We start from the raw sequence: 23,098 nt of genomic DNA on the forward strand, positions 1-23,098 counted from the left end.
ACGGTGGCAATAGCGGTAGGGTAACGCCCGGTCCCATTCCGAACCCGGAAGCTAAGCCTACCAGCGCCGATGGTACTGCACTTGAGAGGGTGTGGGAGAGTAGGACACCGCCGTCACCAAACTTGATCGTGAGCCCCGGCCCTGTGTGGTCGGGGCTCACTACTATACCCAGTCACGGCTTATGGCGGTGTGTGATCATGGCCGTAGCTTCGGGTGGTCAGGCTTTATCCCTGCGCAGCACCACGACCACACACCGCACAACCAACGCACAAGTACGTACGTAACGGACGAGTTAGGAAGAGGAGAATTGGCATGCCGCAAGCGCCCGATTCGTATAACCCGTTCGCGCGTGCAGGTAGCTCCGTCTCCACGTACGTGGACGTTCGGCCCGGCTACCCCACCTCCGCGCTGGAAGGGCTGGTGTTCGACTCCGACGTCGTCGTTGATGTGGGAGCCGGGACGGGGAAGCTGACCGCGACGCTCGCGAGCCTGGCGGGGGAGGTGTGGGCGGTTGAGCCGTCGGGGGATATGCGTGTCGGTTTCACGCGGGCCCTGCCTAACTTCCCGACCGAGCGGCTACTCGACGCAACGGCCGAACACCTCCCGTTCGCAGATGCCTCCGTGGACGTGCTTGCTTTCGGGCAATGCTGGCACTGGCTTGACGAGCGGGCGGCGGCACGTGAGTCCGCGCGCGTGGTCAAGCCCGGCGGGCGCGTGCTCATCCTCTACAACCAGTTTGACGTGCGTCAGGCTTGGGTGCACAGACTGGCGCGGATCATGCGCTCGGGGGACGTGCACCGGATCGATCGCGTCCCGGACCTGCGCATCCCCGGCCATCACGGCCACATGGAGCGTCCGTTCACGGAGCCAGAGTTGCACGCCAACACCTGGCTCGACCCGCTGCTCCCGGAGCAGATTGCGCGGCTGGGGACGACGCGGTCGTCGTGGTTACAGGCTTCGCCTGAGGGTCGGGCACGGATGCGCGCCAACCTCGAGTGGTACATGTTCAAGCACTTGAGCTGGCGTGACGACGCCGTGGTGGGGGTGCCGTACCAGTTGCAGGTATGGACCGCCACACGTTTTGTCGGAGCGGGCCGCTACGATAGCGCTTAGTAGAGAGAAAAGAGGAGATCGTGCCACAGCTTCGTTCAGCGACGTCAACCACGGGACGCAACATGGCGGGTGCTCGCGCGCTTTGGCGGGCAACCGGTATGGGGGCAGAGGATTTCGGTAAGCCGATCATCGCGGTGGCCAACTCATTCACTCAGTTCGTTCCGGGCCACGTGCACCTCAAAGACATGGGCCAGCTGGTTATCAAGGCTATTGAGGCTGCAGGCGGCGTGGGCAAGGAGTTTAACACGATCGCGGTGGATGACGGTATCGCGATGGGGCACGATGGGATGCTCTACTCTCTGCCGAGCCGGGAGATTATCGCGGACTCGGTGGAGTACATGGTCAACGCCCACTGCGCGGACGCGCTGGTGTGCATCTCGAACTGTGACAAGATCACGCCGGGCATGCTGATGGCCGCGATGCGGCTTAACATCCCGGTGGTGTTCGTCTCGGGAGGGCCGATGGAGTCGGGCAAGCCGGTGCAGGGCGTGGCGGATCACAACATTGACCTCATTGACGCGATGGCGCAGTCGGTGAATGATGCGGTGAGTGACGCCCAGCTGCTCGCGATTGAAGAGAACGCGTGCCCCACGTGTGGATCGTGCTCGGGGATGTTCACGGCGAATTCGATGAACTGCCTCACGGAGGCGCTTGGCCTGTCGCTGCCGGGTAATGGGTCCACGCTGGCCACGGCTGCGCGGCGCCGGGACCTGTTTGAGCGGGCGGGTGAGCTGATCGTAGAGCTGTGCCACCGCTATTACGACGACGGCGACGAGTCGGTCCTCCCGCGCTCGATCGCCACCCCGGGCGCGTTCCGCAACGCGATGACGATGGACATCGCGATGGGCGGGTCCACGAACACGGTGCTGCACATCCTGGCCGCGGCCCATGAGGGCGAGGTGGACTTCTCGATCGCGGACATCGACGCGCTCTCTCGCCGCACGCCCTGCCTGGCGAAGGTGGCCCCGAATTCCACGCGCTACCACATGGAGGATTTCCACCGGGCGGGCGGCATCCCCGCGATCCTCGGCGAACTCGACCGGGGCGGCCTGCTCGACCGCAGCGTTCACGCCATCCACGCCCCCTCGCTCGAGGACTGGCTGGGGGAGTGGGACGTCCGCGGCGGCAGCGCCTCGGCGGCTGCGAAGGACCTGTTCACGGTGGCCCCGGGCGGGATCCGCACCACGCAGGCGTTCTCGCAGGATCGGCGCTATGAGTCGATTGACGACGACGCGGCGGTCGGCTGCATCCGCGACCTTGGCCACGCCTACACTGCCGACGGCGGCCTGTGCGTCCTGTTCGGCAACCTGGCGAAGGACGGGGCAGTCATCAAGACGGCTGGCATTGACGAATCGCTTTTCCACTTCGAGGGGCCGGCCCGCGTGGTCGAATCGCAGGAGGCAGCGATCGAGCTGATTTTGTCGAAGCAGGTGGTGCCGGGCGACGTCGTCGTGATCCGGTACGAGGGCCCCAAGGGCGGGCCGGGAATGCAGGAGATGCTGTACCCCACGTCGTTCCTTAAGGGCCTGGGCCTGGGGAAGACGTGTGCGCTGATTACGGACGGGCGGTTCTCGGGTGGAACGTCGGGCCTGTCGATCGGGCACATTTCGCCGGAGGCGGCCTCGGGCGGCACGATCGGGCTCATCGAGGAGGGGGACCGGATCGTGATTGACGTCCCTACGCGTCTGCTCAAGCTGGACGTGTCGGACGAAGAGCTGGCGCGGCGTCGGGCGGAGAAGGGCGAGGCGCCCTGGGCGCCGAACCGCGACCGCACGGTCTCCAAGGCCCTGCGCGCGTATGCGACGATGGCGACGTCGGCGTCCTCGGGCGCGGTCCGCCAAATCTAGGCCTGGACGTGTTGGTGGGCAGTGGTCCGCCAGGTGTGAAAGCGAGACGTAGGACTTGCGTCGATCATTGCTCGCGCTTGCGATGGGTATAGTATCGGCGGGTTTGTTAACGATCTGAATGGATTGGTTATGGGAGACGAGAAATACCCTGACACTCTTGAGGAAAAGGCGCGGGCGATTCTCGCATACGGCAGACTACTGCTGGCTTCTGGCGCGGGTGCGTATCGTGTGAAGTACTCGATGGCGCGCGCTGCCCATCAGCTCGGAATTAGCAGGCTTGAAGCGTCCGTCACAATGACGGATATCACCGTAACCGCGTGGGAGAACGGGCGCTCACAGACGGACTTTACTGAGCAGCGTCACGTGGGAGTGAACTCTCGACGCCTTGATGTCTTGTCCGAGATCGGCACCCAGGACCTTAAGGTACGTAGCGTGTCCCACCTGCGCTCGCTCTTGGAGCAGACGGTCAAGCAGGATCGGCACTGGGGGATGTGGACCACCGTGTTCGCGGCGGCGTTCGCGTGTGCAGCATTCTGCTTCCTCAATGGTGGGCGCGTCGTCGAATGTACCACGGTGTTTTTCGCGGCCGGCATTGGCCAGCTTGTCCGTAAGCTGATGCTTAAGCGCAATTATGCCCACTTCTTCATTTGGGTCGTGTGTGGCATGGTCTCCCCGCTGGTGTACATGGGGATCTTGTCCATGTTGGCCTCCTTTGGCCACGTCCTGCAGCTGAGCCACCAGGCGGGTCTGATCTCGGCGATCTTGTTCCTCATTCCGGGATTCCCGTTAACCACCGCGATGCTTGACTTCGTGCGTTCCGATTTTCAGTCCGCGTTGGCACGGTTCTCCTATTGTGTGATGGTACTTGGATCGGCGGGGTTGCCTTTATGGGCCGTGACCCACGCCACGAATTGGGACGTGGTGGGTGCCGCTCCCATGGCGTTGCCGTTCGCGCTGAACCTGTCCTTGCAGATCCTGTGTTCCTTCGTTGCGGCGGGTGGCTTTGCCATCCTTTTTAATGCCGCGTGGAAGGTGGCGCTTCTGGCAGCTGGCGTGGCCGCGCTGACCAACCCGACCCGCCTGATCCTCCAGAACTATTCGGGCATTCCGTGGCAGATCGCGGTGGGATTGGCGGCCTTCGTTGCTGGTTTGTGTGCGACGTTCGTGGCATGGCGGACCACCCATTCCCGTGTTTCTCTCTCCGTACCGTCTGTGGTGATCATGATTCCGGGCGTGCCGTTCTACCGCGCGTTGGTGGCGATCAACGAGGGCAACTTGTCGATTGCGTTGACGACGATCGCGGAGGTTTTCTTCGTGATCATGGCGATCGGATTCGGCTTGGCGTTCTCCCGTGCGGTCACGGATCGAGGCTGGTTGCACGATCGTGACACGACCAAGCTGGCCGATAGCTATCTGGAGGATCGTGCAAACTAGCGCCCGGGTCTGAACGTATTCTGTCTTGCTGCTTTCGGTGGGAATAACGCGGCTTTCCGGGGATAATGGATGAAGGTCTCGTTCTTAGGAAAGGTAGAGGATGACGGGGTTTCTGGAGTTCTTCGCTGAAGAACCAGTGTTGCTTGCGTTCTTGCTTATCGGCATAGGCATGATTTTTGGCCACATCAAGGTGAAGGGAGTGTCCCTTGGTGCGGCGGCGGTGCTGTTTGCGGCGATTGCGTTTTCTGCTTTTGCGAAGTCTCACGGAATCGACATTGCGATTAGCGCGAAGATTGGCCATCTCGGGTTGGCCCTGTTCACCTTTGCGATCGGCAATAACTCTGGCCCGTCGTTCTTTGAAAACGTCCGGAGGGCGCTCGGGCCGATGGCCGCGCTCGTTGTCATTTACTTCCTGACGGGCGGGGTTGGATACGTTGTTGGGCGCTTTGTGCTCGGGATGGACACCGCGCTGGTTGCAGGAACGTTCGCGGGTGCGTTGACGAACACTCCGGCGTTGGCGGCTGCCGCGGAGGCGTCGGGATTTGAGGCGCAGGCGACTGTCGGTTACTCGATTTCTTACCTGTTCGGCGTGATCGGAATGATGATTGCTGCTGCGATCGCGTTGCGTAATTCCGCAGCGGATACCGATAAACCGACGCCGATCACGCACATGAATCTGCGCGTGGACCGTGACGACAACCCCCGTGTGGGGGCGATCCTTGGCCTGTTTAAGAACCCGCCGGAAATCTCGCGTATGCGGCGCGGTGAGGAGGGGCCGATCTGGATCCCCACGAAGCATGACGTCCTGGAGAAGGGTGACCTGCTGACGGTCGTTGGGCCCGTGCATGAGCTGGAAGAGCTGAAGACGATGGTGGGTCACCAGTCGTCGCATTCGTTGCGTGCGGACCGGCGTTATCTCGATTTCCGGCGCATCACGGTGTCTGAGCCGAAGATCGCGGGCAAGACGATCGCGGAGCTTGACGAGATCCTGTTTAACAAGTTCGGCGCCACGGTTTCGCGTGTTCGCCGCGGGGATTCTGACATGCTTGCCGTTCCCGAATTCATGATTGAAATGGGTGATCGCGTGCGCGTGATTGGCCCGACGTCGAACATGAAGCTTATCTCCAAGTTCTTTGGCGATTCGGCGCGCGGTTTTTCGGATCTGAACCCGGTGGCTCTGGGGCTTGGGATGGCGCTCGGCATAGCGTTCGGTGTCATCCGTTTCCCGTTGCCGGGTGGCAGCACGTTCGCCATCGGTGCGGCGGCGGGTACGCTGCTGGTCGGCTTGGTCTTTGGCCGCGTCGGCCGTATCGGTAAGCAGATTACGGCGCTGCCGAATACGACGTGTGCTGTCCTGTCTGAGTTGGGCCTGCTGATCTTCCTCGCGCAGGCGGGAACCACTGCGGGTGGCCAGATCGCTCTGGCCTTCGAATCCGGTACGTGGATCCAGATCCTTCTGCTCGGTGTTCTCTTCACCTCGACCTTGGCCATCAGCTTGTACCTTACGATGCGCTACGTGTTCAAGATGGGCGGCACGCAGCTGTCCGGCCTGCTCGGCGGAGCGCAGACACAGCCGGCGGTCCTCGCTTTCGCCAATGGGCGAACGAACTCCGATCCGCGCGTCGCGCTCGGATATGCCTTGGTTTACCCGATCGCGATGATCGGCAAGATCCTGGTGGCGACCATCCTCGGCTCGATGCCGTAGCGATCCCGCCCGGCGGCTCGGTTTGGCGTTCGGGCAGCATTGGCACGACGCCGGAGCGGCGCGGCTTGACTGCACGACGCCGTCGCGCCATCTGATACCGGCCGATGAGGGGCCCGGAACCGCGCGGTTCCGGGCCCCTCGGCTTCCCGGCGTCCAGCCTGCGGTCTCACGGAACGAGCCCCCGTCATCCCGCCAGCAGGCCGGCAGCGAAGACCATGATCCAGCATGTGAGATCTTTCGGGAAAGATTTGGCCGGCTCTTTGGCGGCAGTCTACGATCGGCATATGTCGATTATTCTCGTAGTAGTTCAGCGCACCTGCAGGTAACGCTGTCCTGCGGTGCGCCCCTCGAAACTCGGGGGGTTTTTTCATGCGTGAATGACCGGCACTGAAATTTCAAGGAGGAACCATGGCACTAGGGCCAACGCCACCGAAGGCTAAGGAAGAGCCGACGACTATCCGTGAGAAAACCACGGGTGCGCGAGCGGTTATTCGCTCGCTTGAGGAGCTGGGCGTCAAGACCATTTTTGGTCTGCCAGGTGGTGCCGCGTTGCCTCTGTATGACGCGATCTTTGAGTCGTCCATTCGCCACATCTTGGTCCGCCACGAGCAGGGCGCGGGGCACGCGGCGGAGGGCCTGGCGGTGTCCACGGGCGAGGTCGGGGTGTGCATGGCCACCTCGGGCCCAGGCGCCTCGAACCTGGTGACGGCGCTGCTGGATGCGAACCTTGACTCGGTGCCGCTGGTGGCAATCACGGGCCAGGTGGGCGCTAGCCTGATCGGCACGGACGCCTTCCAGGAGGCGGACATCATCGGGGCCACCTACCCGCTGGCCAAGCACTCTTTCCTTATCACGGATGCGAACGAGATCCCGGCCCGCATCGCGGAGGCCTACCACCTGGCCCGCTCGGGCCGCCCGGGCCCGGTGCTGGTGGACGTCACGAAGTCGGCGCAGAACGAGGAGTGCGAGTTCGTGTGGCCGCCGAAGATGGAGCTGCCCGGCTACAGCCCGCAGACCAGGCCGAGCCTGCGCCAGGTGCGTGAGGCGGCGCGCATGATCGCCGCCGCCTCCAAGCCGGTATTCTATGTGGGCGGCGGCGCGATCCGCTCCCGCGCTCATGAGGAGCTGGCCCAGCTAGTGGAGATGACAGGCATCCCGGTGGTCACCACCCTCAACGCTCGCGGCGCCTTCCCCGATTCGGATCGCCGCCACCTGGGCATGCCGGGCATGCACGGGACGGTCCCGGCCGTCGTCGCCCTGCAAAAGTCGGACCTGCTCATCACGCTCGGCGCCCGCTTCGATGACCGGGTCACGGGCAAGCTGGACGAGTTCGCGCCGGAGGCGAAGGTCATCCACGCGGACATCGACCCGGCGGAGTTCGGCAAGAACCGGGCGGTCGACGTCGCGCTGCAGGGCGACCTGCGTCTCACGATCGAGGCACTGATCGACGAGATCCCGGACGCCTTCGAGCAGTACGGCACCCCGGACCTGGCGGCATGGTGGGCGTTCCTCGACCGCATGAGCGAGACCTACCCGGTGGGCTACGAGGAGCCGGAGGACGGGCTGATGAGCCCGCAGTATGTCCTGTCGCGCCTGGGTGCGCTCGCGGGAGACTCGATCTTCTCCACGGGAGTGGGCCAGCATCAGATGTGGGCCCAGCAGTTCATCCCGCTCCAGTTCCCGGGCCAGCTCGTCACCTCGTGTGGCGCGGGCACGATGGGCTACGGCGTGCCGGCCGCGATGGGCGCGAAGGTGGGCAACCCGGACAAGACGGTGTGGTGTATCGACGGCGATGGCTCGTTCCAGATGACCAACCAGGAGCTCGCCACCTGCCGCCTCAACGACATCCCGATTAAGGTCGCCCTCATCAATAACTCGTCGCTGGGCATGGTGCGCCAGTGGCAGAACCTGTTCTACGACGGGCGTTTCTCCCACACGGACCTCAACACGGGCCACGGCACGCGTCGCATCCCGGACTTCGTCAAGATGGCCGACGCCTACGATTGCCACGGGATCCGTGTGGAGCGCCCGGAGGACGTAGACGCAGCGATCACCGAGGCGATGAGCATTAATGACCGTCCGGTCGTCGTGGAGTTCGTGGTCTCCCCGGATTCGATGGTGTGGCCGATGGTGCCCTCGGGCGTCTCCAACGATGACATCCTGTACGCGCGCGATATGCGACCCAAGCATGAGGAGGAACAAGCATGATCAGCCACCGCCGCACCCTGTCCGTTCTGGTGGAGAACAAGCCGGGCGTGCTTGCTCGCGTCTCTGGCCTCTTTGCCCGCCGCGCGTTCAACATTCACTCACTCGCGGTGGGGCCCACGGAGGACCCGGAGCTGTCGCGTATCACCCTGGTGGTCGACACCTCCGAGGTGTCTTTCGACCAGATCACGAAGCAGCTGAACAAGCTCATCAACGTCATCAAGATCTCCGAGCTGGAGCGCGACCTGTCGGTTCAGCGCAAGCTGGTCCTCATCAAGGTCCGCGCCGACGATTCGTCGCGCACGAACGTCATCCAGGTGGTTGAGCTGTTCCGGGCGAAGATTGTCGACGTTGTCCCGGACGCGGTCACGATCGAGGCCACCGGCTCAGATGACAAGATTAACGCCCTCCTGTCCGCCCTGGAGCCGTATGGCGTGAAGGAGATCGTCCAGTCGGGATCCGTCGCGATTTCACGCGGGTCACGTTCCATGACCGAAGTTGTCAAGGCCGAGCGCAAGCAGTTGCGCGGAGCATAAATCGAAGGAGTAGACATGGCAGAGATTTTTTACGACGACGATGCGGATCTGTCCCTCATCCAGTCTAAGAAGGTGGCCGTCATTGGTTACGGTTCGCAGGGTCATGCTCACGCGCTGAACTTGCGCGACTCGGGGGTCGACGTCGTCGTTGGCCTTCGTCCGGGTTCGACCTCGATCGCGAAGGCCGAGGACCAGGGGCTGAAGGTAGCCACGATTGAGGAGGCGGTGGCGCAGGCCGACGTCGTCATGATCCTCACCCCGGACCAGCACCAGCGCAAGGTGTATGCCGAGCAGATCGCCCCGCATCTGTTGGACGACGCGGCACTGTTCTTCGCCCACGGCTTCAACATCCGCTTCGGCTACATTAAGCCCGACGCCGGCCACGACATTTGCATGGTGGCCCCGAAGGGCCCGGGTCACACGGTTCGTCGCCAGTTCGAGGACGGGCGTGGCGTGCCGGATATCGTGGCAGTGGAGCAGGACGCGTCGGGCCAGGCGTGGGATCTGGCGCTGTCGTACGCGAAGGCGATCGGCGGCACGCGCGCTGGCGTCATCAAGACCACGTTCACTGAGGAAACCGAGACGGACCTGTTCGGCGAGCAGGCGGTGCTGTGTGGCGGCGTGTCCCAGCTCATCCAGTACGGTTTTGAGGTGCTGACGGAGGCGGGCTACCAGCCGGAGATCGCCTACTTTGAGGTGCTGCACGAGATGAAGCTCATCGTTGACCTCATTAATGAGGGAGGCCTGACCAAGCAGCGCTGGTCGATTTCGGACACGGCCGAGTACGGCGACTACGTCTCTGGCCCGCGCGTCATCACCCCGCAGGTCAAGGAGAACATGAAGGAGGTCCTGGCCGACATTCAGGACGGCACCTTCGCGGAGCGCTTCATCGCGGATCAGGACAACGGCGCGGCCGAGTTCAAGGAGCTACGCGCCAAGGGCGAGGGCCACCCGATTGAGAAGGTGGGCGTGGAGCTGCGCAAGATGTTTGCCTGGGGCACAATCGACGCCGACTACACGGACGGCTCGGCGGCCCGCTAAGGGAAACCGGGGGTGGGGGCGGCCGCGGGTCGCCCCCACTTTTGCACCTGTTTTTGGATATTTCGCCTTTTGCCGGGTAAGTGTCGGAGCCAGCGGCTACGATGAATGTGAAGTTCAGTGCCGAACACTCGAGGAGCATTACGTGTCCGCTTTCCGCATCGAAGAAGACCTGCTTGGGCCGCGTCAGATCCCGAACGATGTCTACTACGGCGTGCATACCCTGCGCGCGAAGGAGAATTTCCCGATCTCGGGCCGCACGATCAACGACACCCCGGAATTCATCCGGGCGATGGTGATGGTGAAGAAGGCGGAGGCGCTCGCGAATCGGGACAAGCGGGTGTTGCCGGAGGATCTGGCGAAAGCGATTGTGGCAGCCTGTGACCTCATCTTGAACGAGGGCCGGTGCATGGACCAGTTCCCGGTGGACGCGTTCCAGGGCGGGGCAGGCACGTCGGTGAACATGAATACGAACGAGGTGGTGGCCAACCTCGCTCTTGAGCTGCTGGGTAAGGAAAAGGGCGATTACGACGTCGTTCATCCCAATGATCACGTAAACAAGTCCCAGTCCACGAATGACGCCTACCCGACGGGGTTCCGCGTGGCACTGTACAAGATGTGCGAGGCTTTTATTGGGGAGCTGGATGCGCTGCGCACGTCGTTTAATCGGATCGCGCAGGCGAACATGCACGTGTTGAAGATGGGCCGCACGCAGCTGCAGGATGCCGTGCCGATGACGGTGGGGCAGGAGTTCGCGGCCTACTCGGTGCTGATGGAGGAGGAGGCGCGGAATGTGCGCCGGCAGATGGAGCTGCTGCTCGAGGTGAACTTGGGCGCCACCGCGATTGGTACGAAGCTCAACACCCCGGATGGGTTCCAGGAGGCCGTGGTGGCGCGCCTGGCGGAGGTGACGGGGCTGGCGGTGCAGTCGGCGCCGAACCTCATTGAGGCCACCTCGGACACGGGCGCTTACGTGGCGATGTCTAGCGCGTTTAAGCGAATTGCTACGAAGGTGTCGATGATTTGTAATGACCTGCGCCTGCTGTCGTCGGGCCCGCGCGCGGGTTTGAATGAGATCAATTTGCCGCAGATGCAGGCCGGTTCGTCGATCATGCCGGCGAAGGTGAACCCGGTGATCCCGGAGGTGGTGAACCAGGTGTGCTTCAAGGTGATCGGCAACGATTTGACGGTGACGATGGCCTCCGAGGCGGGCCAGTTGCAGCTGAATGTGATGGAGCCGGTGATCGGGCAGTGCCTGTTCGAGGACATCGAGCTTTTGACGAACGCGCTCGCCACGTTGCGCGTGCGGTGCATTGACGGGATCACGGTCAATGAGGAAATCTGCAAGGCCTATGTGATGAATTCCATCGGCATTATTACGTATCTGAACGAGCTTATTGGCCACAAACACGGCGATGCCATCGGCCGTGAGGCCGCCCAGACCGGGCGGGGGATTCGGGAGCTCGTGCTGGAGGCGGGGCTGCTGTCGGAGGAGGAGCTCGACCGCGCGTTATCGGTGGAAAACCTTATTAATCCGGTCTATATGGGTGAAGTCTACGATTAACGACGCTGTCGCCCTGTTCGCGGCCGCCCGCGAATCTTCAACCGTTCCTCAACAGGCGCGGCACCAGTTTTCAGCGAATTGGTGCCGCGCCTGTTTCCGTGATGGGATAACTTCTTTGTGTGATGGGATTCCTTCTCGCGTACCGGGTCTGCCGGCGTGCTGGGCCTGCTTCCGGGTGTGCGCATCCTGCACAATTATCTCGTTTGCCACACCTGTCACGGTCGGCGGCAGGTTGCACCCGGCAGTTCCGTCAGAAGTCGTGAATCTGGGGTCCGCCAGGTCGATATAGCATCGGTAGCCGGTATTTTCACGAGTTCTGTCGGCTAGGCCCCGAGTCGCAGGATAATCGGCCGCCCCACCGGCCAGCCCCAGCCCAACGTCCGGATCGTGGTCCGCCAATCCCGAGGCGCGGACATTGCCTAGACTTGCCCCATGGCTATTGAACTTGCAGTTATCCCTGGTGATGGCATTGGCCCCGAAGTTGTGGCCGAGGGCCTGAAGGTGCTTTCCGCCGTGGCTGGTGATGTTGATTTTGCCCTCACCCACTATGACCTCGGCGCGGGCCGCTACCACCGCACGGGCGAGGTCCTCACGGACGCCGAGCTCGAGGAGATCAAGGGCAAGGACGCGATCCTGTTGGGCGCGGTGGGCGATCCGTCGATGCCGTCGGGCGTGCTCGAGCGCGGCCTGCTGCTCAAGTTGCGCTTTGACCTGGACCAGTACGTCAACCTGCGCCCTTCCAAGTACTACCCGGGCGTGCCCACGCCCCTAGCCAACCCCGGCGACATCGACTTCGTCGTGGTCCGCGAGGGCACCGAGGGGCTGTATGCCGGCAATGGTGGCAACCTGCGCGAGGGCACGGACCAGGAGATCGCCACGGAGGTCTCGATCAACACCCGCTTCGGAGCGGAGCGCGTGGTGCGCTTCGCATTCGAGCAGGCGCGTGCGCGCCGCAAGAAGCTTACGCTCGTCCACAAGCACAACGTCCTCGTTCACGCCGGCCACCTGTGGCGCCGCACGGTGGAGGAGGTCGGCGCCGAGTACCCGGACGTCACCACCGACTACCTGCACGTGGACGCCGCCACGATCTTCCTGGTCACGGACCCGGGCCGCTTCGACGTGATCGTCACCGACAACCTTTTCGGTGACATCCTCACGGACGAAGCTGGCGCGGTCACGGGCGGAATCGGGCTGGCGGCGTCGGGAAACATCAACCCGGACCGCACGTTCCCCTCGATGTTCGAACCCGTCCACGGTTCGGCCCCGGACATCGCGGGCAAGGGCATCGCGGACCCGATTGCCACGATCTCCTCGGTGGCGCTCATGCTGGACTTCCTGGGCTATCCGGAGCTGGGGGAGAGGGTGCGCGCTGCCGTCGACGCTGACATGGCAACTCGCGCCGAGGCGGCGGCCTCAGGCCGGCCCCTGGTCCGCACCACCGCCCAGATTGGCGATGCGATCGTGGCCCTGCTCGAGCGGTAGAATTGGGGAGAAGGAAGGACTCTCATGCGTCAGCACACGGAACTCGAGAAACTGTCGGCCCAGCCGGTTCAAAGCGCCGATAGCTTTGCCGGCACGTTCGCGCTCCAGCCGAACAAGGTCCTGAAGTCGGAGGCCGAGTACGGCCGGATCATGGCCAACTTGGGCTTCGGCACCGACTTTTCTGACTACATGGCCCACGCCACCTGGACCGCGGAGAACGGCTGGCACAACAAGGAAATCGCTCCCTACGGCCCGCTCAGCCTGGACCCGGCCGGCGCGATCCTCCACTATGGCCAGGAGGCCTTCGAAGGAATGAAGGCCTACCGTCACGATGACGGCTCGATCTGGACCTTCCGCCCCACCTACAACGCGGCGCGCATCAACATGTCGTGCAGGCGGCTCGCGATCCCGGAGATCCCGTTGGCTGATTTTATGGGCTCGATCGTGGACCTCGTGCGTGCGGACGCGCGCTGGGTGCCCTCCGCGCCGGGTAGCTCGCTATACCTGCGCCCCTTCGTCTTCGCTTCCGAGGCCTTCCTGGGTGTGCGAGCCGCCACGCGGTACGAGTACTTGGTGATTGCCTCGCCGTCGGGCGCCTACTTCCCGAATGGGCTCAAGCCGATTAATGTCTTCGTGGACCGCGACTACCACCGCGCCGGCCCCGGCGGGATGGGCGACGTCAAGACCGGCGGGAACTACGCCGCCTCGCTCCTTCCCAAGGTCACGGCGCACGACGCCGGCTTCGACGAGGTGCTCTTCATGGACGCGGCCACCAACACCAACATCGACGAGCTGGGCGGCATGAACGTGTTCGTGGTCATGGCTGACGGCTCGGTCAAGACCCCGAAGCTGACGGGCAACATCCTGCCCGGCGGCACACGCTCCTCGATCCTGCAGTTCCTCGAGTCCGAGGGCGCGGCCGTGAGCGAGGAGACCATCTCGCTGGCGTCGGTGGTGGACGGCATTCAGTCGGGCGATGTGGCGGAGATGTTCGCGTGCGGCACGGCCGCCGTTGTCACCCCGATCGGGCGCTTGGCCTCCGGGGACTTCGACGTGGAGGTGCCGGTGGGGGAGAAGACCGCCGCGATCTACGACGAACTGACCGCCATCCAGCTCGGCCACCGCGAGGACCGCTTCGGCTGGCTGTACAAGATCGCTGACGCCTAGCCAATGAAGGTCTTCATCTACGACACAACCTTGCGTGACGGCGCCCAGATGGAGGGCATCAGCCTGTCCGTGGCGGACAAAATCGCGATGCTCCCGCACATCGAGGCGATGGGCGCGGACTACATCGAGGGTGGCTGGCCGGGCGCGATCCCGCGTGACACGGAGTTCTTCGAGGCGCTCAAGGCGCGTAACCCGCTGAGGTCCGCCACGCTCACCGCATTTGGCGCCACCGCCAAGGCCGAGGTGGCCGCCGCGGAGGACCCGCAAGTGGCGGCGCTCGTGGACTCGGGTGCGCCGGTCATCTGCCTGGTCGCCAAGTCCGACATCCGCCACGTGCTCGGCGCGCTACGCACCACCGCCGAGGAAAACCTGCGCATGGTCCGCGACACGGTCACCTACCTGCGCTCGTGCGGGCGCGAGGTCATGGTGGACATGGAACACTTCTTCGACGGCTTTTCCGCCGACTCCGACTACGCCACCGCCGTCGTCGCCGAGGCGCTCGCGGCAGGGGCCAGCTGGGCCATCCTGTGCGACACCAACGGTGGCTCGCTGCCCAGCCGGGTCTCCGCGACGGTCCGTGAGCTCACGGCACGGCTCGAGGCGGACGGAGTCGTGCCCAGGCTGGGCATTCACACGCACGACGACGCCGGATGCGCCGTGGCGAACTCGATCGCGGCGGTGGAAGCCGGATGCCGGCAGGTGCAGGGCACCATCAACGGATATGGCGAACGCACGGGGAACGCGAACCTTTTGACGGTGGCGGCGAACCTGGCGCTGAAGACTGATCTGGAGGCGGTGACGGAGGCCCAGCTGGCCGACTTCACCTCCGTCTCCCACGCGATCGCGGAGTTGACGAACATGGCCCCGCAGCTGCGCCAGCCCTACGTGGGGCGCTCCTCCTTCGCGCACAAGGCCGGCCTGCACGCCTCGGCGATCCGGGTGGATCCCAACCTCTACCAGCACACTGACCCGGCGGCGGTGGGTAATGACATGCGGATGTTGGTCTCGGACATGGCTGGCCGGTCGTCCGTGGAGCTCAAATGCCGCGAGTTCGGGGTGGACCTGGCGGGCCGCAAGGAGGAGTTGCGCCTCATCACGGAGCGGGTCAAGGCCGCCGAGGCGATGGGCTACACCTACGACGCGGCGGACGCCTCCTTTGAGTTGCTCGTGCGCGAGGTGCTCGGGGAGCTGGTGAGCTACTTCGAGGTGGAGCAGTGGGCAGCGGACGTGCGCTCGGCGGCGTCGCCGTCGGAAACCGTGAGCGAGGCGCGCGTCAAGCTGCACGCTGGCGGCCAGCGGATCATGCGTATGGGGGAGGGCGTGGGCCCGGTGCACGCGCTCGACCAGGCGTTGCGCGCGGCGCTGACGCCCGTGTATGCCGAGCTGAGGGGCATGCGGCTGACGGACTTCAAGGTGCGCATCCTTGACTCGGCCGACGGCACGAGCGCCGTGACGCGCGTGCTGCTGACGATGAACGACGCGGCGGGCACGTGGACCACGGTGGGTGTGGGCGCGGACGTGATCGAGGCGGCGTGGGAGGCGCTGACGGGCGGGTATCATTACGGGCTCATCCGCTCGGGGCACCAGGCCGTTTAGCCTGATAGCGGACGCGGGTCGGTCCTTTAGTCCCATGCTGGAATAACTCCATTCAGGGTGCGCGGGGCGGTGCCCGATTTGTCGGATTTAGCCCCTGTGAGTTAGCTCCCCATAAGAGCACGAGGGGAGGAGTATCCTTAGAATTGGAGTCGAACTTAGAACGACCTAAGGAGTAACGTGACCGACGAGGTAACGACAATCCAGCAGTGGCAAGGATTCACGGAAGGCGCGTGGCAGTCTACTATCGACGTGCGCGACTTCATCCAGAAGAACTACACCCCCTACGAAGGCGACAAGAGCTTCCTCGAGGGTCCGACCGAGAAGACGTTGGAGCTGTGGAAGGAGCTTGACGAAAAGTACCTGTCGGTCGAGCGTGAGAAGCGCGTCTACGACGTCGACATCGATGTCCCGGCTGACATCGATGCCTTCGGCCCGGGCTACATCTCCGACAACGACGACGTGATCGTCGGCCTGCAGACCGACGTGCCGCTCAAGCGCGCCATGATGCCGTTCGGCGGCTGGCGCATGGTTGAAACCGCGATCCACGAGGCGGGCCTGGAGGCGAACCCGGAGGTCAAGGAGATCTTCACTCGCTACCGCAAGACCCACAACCAGGGCGTGTTCGACGTCTACACCCCGCGCATCCGCGCGGCCCGCTCCTCGCACATCATCACCGGCCTGCCCGACGCTTACGGCCGCGGCCGCATCATCGGCGACTACCGCCGCGTGGCGCTCTACGGCGTCGACCGCCTGATCGAGGAGAAGCAGGCCGACAAGCTCGCGCGCGCCGACCTGCCGTTCTCCCAGGATTGGGCCCGCGACATGGAGGAGATCTCCGAGCAGATCGCGGCCCTGAAGAAGCTGAAGAAGATGGCTGAGGGCTACGGCTTCGACATCTCCCGCCCGGCTGAGACGGCCAAGGAGGCCGTGCAGTGGACGTACTTTGGCTACCTCGGCGCGATCAAGTCCCAGGACGGCGCCGCGATGTCGTTCGGTCGCGTGTCGGCGTTCTTTGACATCTACTTCGAGCGCGACTTCGCCCGCGGCATCCTCACCGAGTCCGAGGCCCAGGAGATCATTGACTCGCTGGTGATCAAGCTGCGCATCGTGCGCTTCCTGCGCACCGAGGCCTACGACCAGATCTTCTCGGGCGATCCGTACTGGGCCACCTGGTCTGACGCGGGCTTCGGTCTGGACGGGCGCACGCTCGTCACCAAGACCTCCTTCCGTCTGCTCCAGACCCTCATGAACCTGGGCCCGGCCCCGGAGCCGAACATCACGATCTTCTGGTCCGAGCGCCTGCCCGACGGCTACAAGCGCTTCTGCGCCGAGGTCTCGATCGAAACGTCGTCCATCCAGTACGAGGCCGACCGCCAGATCTGCGGCCACTGGGGCGACGACGCGGCGATCGCCTGCTGTGTGTCCCCGATGCAGGTGGGCAAGCAGATGCAGTTCTTCGGTGCCCGCGTAAACGCGGCCAAGTCGCTGCTCTACGCGATCAACGGAGGCCGTGACGAGATGACCGGCAAGCAGGTCGTGGAAGGTCACGCGCCCATCGAGGGCGACGGCCCGCTCGACTTCGACGAGGTGTGGGAGAAGTACGAGGACATGCTCACGTGGGTTGTCGAAACCTACGTGGAGGCCCTCAACATCATCCACTGGAGCCACGACAAGTACGCCTACGAGGCGCTCGAGATGGCGCTCCACGACACGGATATCCTGCGCACGATGGGCTGCGGCATCGCCGGTCTGTCGATCGTGGCCGACTCGCTCGCCGCGATCAAGTACGCCAAGGTCTACCCGATCCGCGACGAAACCGGTCTCATTGTTGACTACCGCACCGAGGGTAACTTCCCGCGTTACGGTAACGACGACGATCGCGCGGATGAGATCGCAGCCACCATCGTTCACACGGTGATGAGCAAGATCAAAGCAATCCCGATGTACCGCAACGCGGTGCCCACCCAGTCGGTGCTGACGATCACCTCCAACGTGGTCTACGGCAAGAACACCGGCAACTTCCCCTCCGGCCACCGCGCCGGCACGCCGTTCGCCCCGGGTGCCAACCCGGAAAACGGTGCTGACACGCACGGCATGCTTGCCTCCATGCTTTCGGTGGGCAAGCTTGACTACACGGATGCCCTCGACGGCATCTCGCTGACCAACACCATTGTTCCCAGCTCGCTCGGCCGTGACCGCGACGAGCAGGTCACCAACCTTGTTGGCATCATGGATGCCGGCATGGTGCACAAGGGCTAATAGAGATACACACAAGGAGATTTATCATGGCTATGACATACGATGAGCGCCTGGCTTCGATGAAGGCCCAGCGTGAGACGAACGGTGGCGTCCAGGGTCTGTACCATGCCAACGTCAACGTCCTCAACCGTGAGACTCTCGAGGACGCGATGGAGCACCCGGAGAAGTACCCGCAGCTGACCGTGCGCGTGTCCGGCTACGCGGTGAACTTCGTGCGCCTGACCCGCGAGCAGCAGCTCGACGTCCTGTCGCGCACGTTCCACGACCAGATGTAAGGTGAGTCGTTGAGGCGGGCGCGCGGGAGCCTTCCCGCGCGCCCGCCCTCATTTCGTGGCGACCACACTTTTTAGGGAGACTGATTGGCGAATCACCAGCTTGATGCACGCAAGTACTTTGAGGTGGGAGAGGGATCCACCGGCGAGTACGCCCCCGCCCCGCTCGAGGAGGAGATCCCGCGCGCCGCGGGCAAGGGCCTGGATGGCATCGCTCGCGCCCCGGAGATGGATCGGCATGAGCACATCATGGCGATCCGTAACGGAGACTTGGGTTCGTTGCATTCGTGGGAGCTCGTGACCGCGATGGACGGCCCGGGCACGCGCATGACCGTCTTCTTCGCCGGCTGCCCGCTGCGCTGCCTGTACTGCCACAATCCCGACACGCTCCACGCCCGCGAGGGCACCGTCGCCACCCCGGAGGCGATCCTGGATCGCATGGGCCGATACAAGGCCGTGTTCAAGGTGACCAACGGCGGCGTGACATTCTCCGGCGGTGAGCCGCTCATGCAGCCGGCCTTCCTTGCCAAGCTGTTGCGTGGGGCGAAGGAGATGGGGATCCATACCGCGATCGATACCTCCGGCTTTCTAGGGCGCAACCTCAGCGACGAGATGATGGCCGACACCGATCTGGTGCTCCTCGACATCAAGTCCGGCCTGCCCGACTACTACGAGCGCACCACCGGCCGCGCGCTCCAGCCCACCATCGACTTCGGCCACCGCCTCTCGGACGCCGGCAAGGAGATTTGGGCCCGCTTCGTGCTGGTGCCGGGCCTGACCGACGACGTCGACAACATCGAGGCCGCCGCCGAAATCATGAAGGAGTTCAGCACGCTCACCCGCGTGGAGGTGTTGCCCTTCCATCAGATGGCGCGCGACAAGTGGGAGTCGCTCGGCATGGAATACCAGCTCAGGGACGTCCAACCGCCCGCGAAGGAGCACACGGACCTGGTCCGCGAGATCTTCCGCTCCCATGGGCTGACCACATTCTGACGCGCATAAGGATGCGCCGGGCTACCTCGCCCGGCGCATTTTTGTCCCCGCTCGCGCCAGGCCCGGCTGGGTGCCCGACAGAACTCGTGAATATACCGGCTGACGATTGCTATAGGCGCCTGGTCGGCCCGAGGTTCACGACTTGTGACGGGGTGACCCGCAAGAGCCGGTCTCAGGGCCTGGCTCAGGCCGGGCGCGGGCCGAAGATGGCCGTGCCCACCCGCACCAGCGTGGAGCCCTCGGCTACCGCGATCTGAAGATCGTGGGTCATACCCATCGACAGCTCGGCCGCGCCCTCCAGCCCCGGCAGCTTGCGCATCTGCTCAGACAGTTCGCGCGTGAGGGCGAACGAGGCGTGGATCTCGGCTGCGTTGGTGGTGTGGGCGCCGATGGTCATGAGCCCGTCGATGCGGATGAGGCCAAGCTCGGCGATGCGCCCCGCGATGTCGATGAGCTCTTCGGGCGCGCATCCCGACTGCGTGTCCGCGCCCGCGGAGTTGACCTGGATGAGGACGGGGTAGGGGCCCTCGGCGAGGCCCTCATCGATGCGCGCCTCCTGGCGGCGGGCGATCCGCACGGCCTGCTTGACCGAGTCCACGGTGTCGATGCGGTCCGCATGATCCATCGCCGTGCGCAGCTTATTCGACTGCACCGGCCCGATCACCGTGTGCGTGGCGAGCACGCCCGCGCCCGCGAGCTTGGCCGTGGACTCCACGAGCTGGGGGACCAGGTTGTGGCCGAACGTGGTGATCCCGCACGCGGCCGCCTCCAGCAGGTTTTCCAGTGGCTGATGCTTGGCCGCCACCTGCAAAGTCACCGAGCCGGGTGCTCGGCCGGCGGCCTGCTCGGCGCGGGCAATGGCCTCGCGCACGGAATCGATGTTCGCGCTGATCATGGTCCTCCTAGCGCTCATCTAACCGAATCATGTGAAGAACCAGCGCCCCGGTGTCGTCGGAGGCGTCCAAGTCCACGAGCGCCCACATCGCCCACGTCATCTCCGCTTCGCCGGTCTCCGGCTCTGCCGAGCCCTCATCGTCGAGGATCTGCATGACCAGCCACAGGCGGCCCGGCTTGTGGCCCTCGAGCCAATCTGAGGCCTCGTCTTCGCCCATGCCGGCCTGGAGCAGGTCCGCATACGAGGGGTCCTCGAGGATGGAGAAGAAGCGCTCCGAGCGTGAATCGGCGGTGGTGCCGAGCCGGGCGTAGACGTCCCAGTACGGGTCGATCGCGTCGGCCCAGCGGTCGGCGTCCCACGCGGGGTCGAGCCGAGCCAGGTAGCCGAAGTCGTCGCGGTCGAGCGCCTCGACCCGGGCGAACATGGCGTTGCGGACGGCCGTGCGCAGGGCGTGCTTGTTGCGCGTGAAGGTGATGTTGCCGTCCGTATCCGCGCCGAAAGCGGCCTCCTCGCCAGTCGTGCCATCGCCCGCCAGACCCGTGATCTCGTCCAGGGTCAGCCGCCCGTCGGCGATCGCCTCCCACTCGTCCAGCAACGAGGAATCAATCGAGCGCACCAGCCGCCCCAGCCAGCCGATGATCTCCTCTACCTCGTCGTTGCGGTACTCGTGCGGCACGCTCTGGCGCAATGCCCGGTAAGTGTCCGTGAGGTAGCGCAGCACCACGCCCTCCGAGCGCGCCAGGTCATAGCGCGAGATGAGCTCGGTGAAGGTCATGCCCTCTTCGATCATCTGCCGTACCACCGACTTCGGCTCCAGCTCGTGGCCAGCTACCCACGGGTTCGTCTTCGCATACATCTGCAAGGTGGGCTCAAGCAGCTCCGCCAGCGGGCGCGGCCACGTGACCTCATCAGCCAGCGCCATCCGCTCGTTGTAATCCACGCCCTCGGCCTTGAGCTTGCCGATCAGCTCCCCGCGCGCGGTTTTGCGCTGGGCAACAAGCACCGGGGTGGGGTTTTCCTGCACGGCCTCCATCACCGAGACGACGTCGAGCGCGAAGTCCGCATCCTCCGGGTCGAGCAGGTCGAGCGCTGCCAGCGCAAATGGTGCCAGCGGGGAGTTGAGGGCGAAGTCGTCCGGCACGTCCTTCGAAAAGTGAATCGCCGGGCGGCCGGGGTGCTCGGCACGCCAGGCGCGGTCCTCGTGCGTAATCACCTCGGCCGTGCGAAGCGAGGCGTAGATATCCAGCGCCTGACGCACGAACTTATTGCGCGGCGTAGCCGGCTCATGATTATCGGTGAGGATCTTCGCGATCGCCGGCACCGGGTCCGGGCGCTGGAGCAAGTTGAGGATCATCGCGTGATCGACCCGGAAATGCGACGTCAGCTTCTCCGGCTGGGCCTCCCGCAGCCGCTCGAACGTCTTCTGCGACCACGACACCTCCCCGTCCGGCGGCTTGACCTTCTGCACCCGCTTGATCCGCGCCGGGTCATCCCCGGCCTTGCGCAGGCGCCGCGCGTTTTCGACGTCGTGCTCCGGCGCTTGCACGACGACGTAGCCCACCGTGTCGTATCCCGCCCGGCCCGCGCGCCCGGCGATCTGGTGGAACTCGCGCGCGCCGAGATTGCGCATCTTCGCGCCGTCGAACTTCACCAGCGACGTGATGAGCACCGTGCGGATCGGCACGTTAATGCCCACGCCCAGCGTGTCCGTGCCGCAAATGACCACTAGCAGGCCCGCCTGGGTGAGCTTTTCCACCAGACGGCGGTAGCGGGGGAGCAGACCGGCATGGTGGACGCCCACGCCGTTGCGCAGCATCTTCGACAGGGTCTGGCCAAAGCCCGGGCTGAACTTGAAATTGCCGAGCGCCGCGCGGATGCGTTCACGCTGATCGCTCGAGATGAGCGAGGTGGACATCAGCGCCTGGGCCTGCGCCACCGCCTCCCGTTGCGAGAAATGCACCACGTACACCGGGGCCATGTGCGTGGCCACCAGCTCCTCGATCACCTCGCTCACCGGCTCCGTGGAGTAGGTGAAGTGCAGGGGGACCGGGCGGACGGCATCGTCGACGATCGAAACTGGGCGGCCCGTGCGTCGCTCAAGGTCCTCGACAAAGAACGACGTGTCGCCCAAGGTGGCCGAAAGCAGAATCTGCTGCGCCTGCGGCAACTCCAGCAGCGGCACCTGCCAGGCCCAGCCACGCTGCGGGTCGCCGTAGAAGTGGAATTCGTCCATGACGACGACGCCGACATCCGCCTCCTCGCCCTCGCGCAACGCGATGTTGGCCAGGATCTCCGCCGTGGCGCAGATGATCGGGGCGCCGGGGTTGATCGAGGAATCGCCCGTGATCATGCCGACGTTATGAGCGCCGAACTGGCCGATGAGGTCAAAGAACTTCTCCGACACGAGCGCCTTGAGTGGGGCCGTGTAGTAGGCCGTGCGGCCGGTGGCCAGGCCCGCGAAAAGCGCCTGCGCGGCAATCAGCGACTTGCCCGAGCCGGTGGGTGTGGCGACGATGACGTGGTCGCCGGCAACGATGTGCAGGAGGGCCTCCTCCTGATGCGGGTACATCCGCTTGCCCGAGGACTCGAAGGCGTCCGTGAAGGCCTCCAGGATCGAGTCGGGGGAGGGGTCAAGGCCGTGGTCATCTTCCAGACGGTCAAGGGCGTGGTTAAGGATCATGGGAGAGTCTCGGGGTCGATGGTTGGCGAGTCGGCGGGGGGGGGCGGCGCCAGTGGCGTCGTTCGTGCGGCGGGCTCGGGCGACGGCGCGCCAGGACTCGGCGGCAAGCAGGGCCAGTGCGAGCACAATGAGGATCGCGCGCTCGGTGGAGTTGGCCCGGAAGGCGAAGAACGCCAACAAAATCGCGCCGAACACGATGAGCGGGTTAAACGTGGAGCGCCAAAACAAGCGTTGCAAGGTTCCCACGGCTATCCTCCCAGTTGGCTACCGGGTTATCATATACGAAAGGCGACCAGCCTGAGCTGATCGCCT

Annotated in this window: 16 protein-coding genes and 1 rRNA gene; 15 read left to right on the top strand and 2 right to left on the bottom strand. The window is 64.5% G+C overall.

The genetic code is table 11. The features are described 5' to 3' along the window. The 15 genes from rrf (at window position 1) to pflA (ending at window position 19,211) form a co-directional block, all read left to right on the top strand. A 5S ribosomal RNA gene (rrf, locus tag AQZ59_RS08265) occupies window positions 1-116 on the top strand. 196 nt (window positions 117-312) lie between these two features. Next, a complete protein-coding gene (locus tag AQZ59_RS08270) occupies window positions 313-1,113 on the top strand; it encodes a class I SAM-dependent methyltransferase (protein ID WP_062614190.1) in 801 nt (266 codons plus the stop codon). A gap of 62 nt (window positions 1,114-1,175) precedes the next feature. Continuing rightward, a complete protein-coding gene (gene ilvD, locus AQZ59_RS08275) occupies window positions 1,176-2,960 on the top strand; it encodes a dihydroxy-acid dehydratase (protein WP_062614191.1) in 1,785 nt (594 codons plus the stop codon). Window positions 2,961-3,089: 129 nt separating this feature from the next. Next, on the top strand, window positions 3,090-4,394 hold the full coding sequence (locus AQZ59_RS08280) for a threonine/serine exporter family protein (protein ID WP_062614192.1): 1,305 nt from the start codon (window positions 3,090-3,092) through the stop codon (window positions 4,392-4,394). Window positions 4,395-4,494: 100 nt separating this feature from the next. After that, window positions 4,495-6,099: an aspartate:alanine exchanger family transporter gene (locus AQZ59_RS08285; RefSeq protein ID WP_062614193.1), complete on the top strand. Its 1,605-nt coding sequence runs from the start codon at window positions 4,495-4,497 to the stop codon at window positions 6,097-6,099. Between the two features lie 408 nt (window positions 6,100-6,507). Next, window positions 6,508-8,307 carry an acetolactate synthase large subunit gene (locus AQZ59_RS08290; protein WP_062614194.1) on the top strand — a complete coding sequence of 600 codons (1,800 nt, stop codon included), beginning with the start codon at window positions 6,508-6,510 and terminating at the stop codon, window positions 8,305-8,307. Beyond that, window positions 8,307-8,840, top strand: coding sequence for an acetolactate synthase small subunit (gene ilvN / locus AQZ59_RS08295; RefSeq protein ID WP_201783182.1), 534 nt, complete (start codon window positions 8,307-8,309; stop codon window positions 8,838-8,840). The genes AQZ59_RS08290 and ilvN overlap by 1 nt, the downstream gene beginning before the upstream one ends. Window positions 8,841-8,855: 15 nt before the next feature. Next, a complete protein-coding gene (gene ilvC, locus AQZ59_RS08300; protein WP_062614196.1) occupies window positions 8,856-9,881 on the top strand; it encodes a ketol-acid reductoisomerase in 1,026 nt (341 codons plus the stop codon). 142 nt (window positions 9,882-10,023) lie between these two features. Then, window positions 10,024-11,442, top strand: a complete 1,419-nt coding sequence (gene aspA / locus AQZ59_RS08305) for an aspartate ammonia-lyase (RefSeq protein ID WP_062614197.1) — start codon at window positions 10,024-10,026, stop codon at window positions 11,440-11,442. A gap of 432 nt (window positions 11,443-11,874) precedes the next feature. Further along, complete coding sequence (locus AQZ59_RS08310) at window positions 11,875-12,924, top strand: 3-isopropylmalate dehydrogenase (RefSeq protein ID WP_062614198.1); 1,050 nt, start codon at window positions 11,875-11,877, stop codon at window positions 12,922-12,924. Window positions 12,925-12,948: 24 nt separating this feature from the next. Beyond that, complete coding sequence (locus AQZ59_RS08315) at window positions 12,949-14,091, top strand: branched-chain amino acid aminotransferase (protein ID WP_062614199.1); 1,143 nt, start codon at window positions 12,949-12,951, stop codon at window positions 14,089-14,091. 3 nt (window positions 14,092-14,094) lie between these two features. After that, on the top strand, window positions 14,095-15,687 hold the full coding sequence (cimA, locus tag AQZ59_RS08320) for a citramalate synthase (RefSeq protein WP_062614200.1): 1,593 nt from the start codon (window positions 14,095-14,097) through the stop codon (window positions 15,685-15,687). Window positions 15,688-15,864: 177 nt separating this feature from the next. Then, a complete protein-coding gene (gene pflB, locus AQZ59_RS08325) occupies window positions 15,865-17,946 on the top strand; it encodes a formate C-acetyltransferase (protein WP_062614201.1) in 2,082 nt (693 codons plus the stop codon). 26 nt (window positions 17,947-17,972) lie between these two features. After that, window positions 17,973-18,221 (top strand): autonomous glycyl radical cofactor GrcA2, encoded by a 249-nt coding sequence (gene grcA2 / locus AQZ59_RS09815; protein WP_082661248.1) that lies wholly within the window; start codon window positions 17,973-17,975, stop codon window positions 18,219-18,221. A gap of 84 nt (window positions 18,222-18,305) precedes the next feature. Further along, complete coding sequence (gene pflA / locus AQZ59_RS08335) at window positions 18,306-19,211, top strand: pyruvate formate-lyase-activating protein (protein WP_062614203.1); 906 nt, start codon at window positions 18,306-18,308, stop codon at window positions 19,209-19,211. A 184-nt stretch (window positions 19,212-19,395) separates the two neighbouring features. Here pflA and AQZ59_RS08340 read toward each other — a convergent pair whose 3' ends face one another. Next, on the bottom strand, window positions 19,396-20,106 hold the full coding sequence (locus AQZ59_RS08340; RefSeq protein WP_062614204.1) for a YggS family pyridoxal phosphate-dependent enzyme: 711 nt from the start codon (window positions 20,104-20,106) through the stop codon (window positions 19,396-19,398). A 7-nt stretch (window positions 20,107-20,113) separates the two neighbouring features. Then, window positions 20,114-22,786 carry a DEAD/DEAH box helicase gene (locus tag AQZ59_RS08345; protein ID WP_062614227.1) on the bottom strand — a complete coding sequence of 891 codons (2,673 nt, stop codon included), beginning with the start codon at window positions 22,784-22,786 and terminating at the stop codon, window positions 20,114-20,116. Window positions 22,787-23,098: the final 312 nt, after the last annotated feature.

The organism is Trueperella bernardiae (assembly GCF_001469025.1).
Taxonomy (GTDB): Bacteria; Actinomycetota; Actinomycetes; order Actinomycetales; family Actinomycetaceae; genus Trueperella; species Trueperella bernardiae.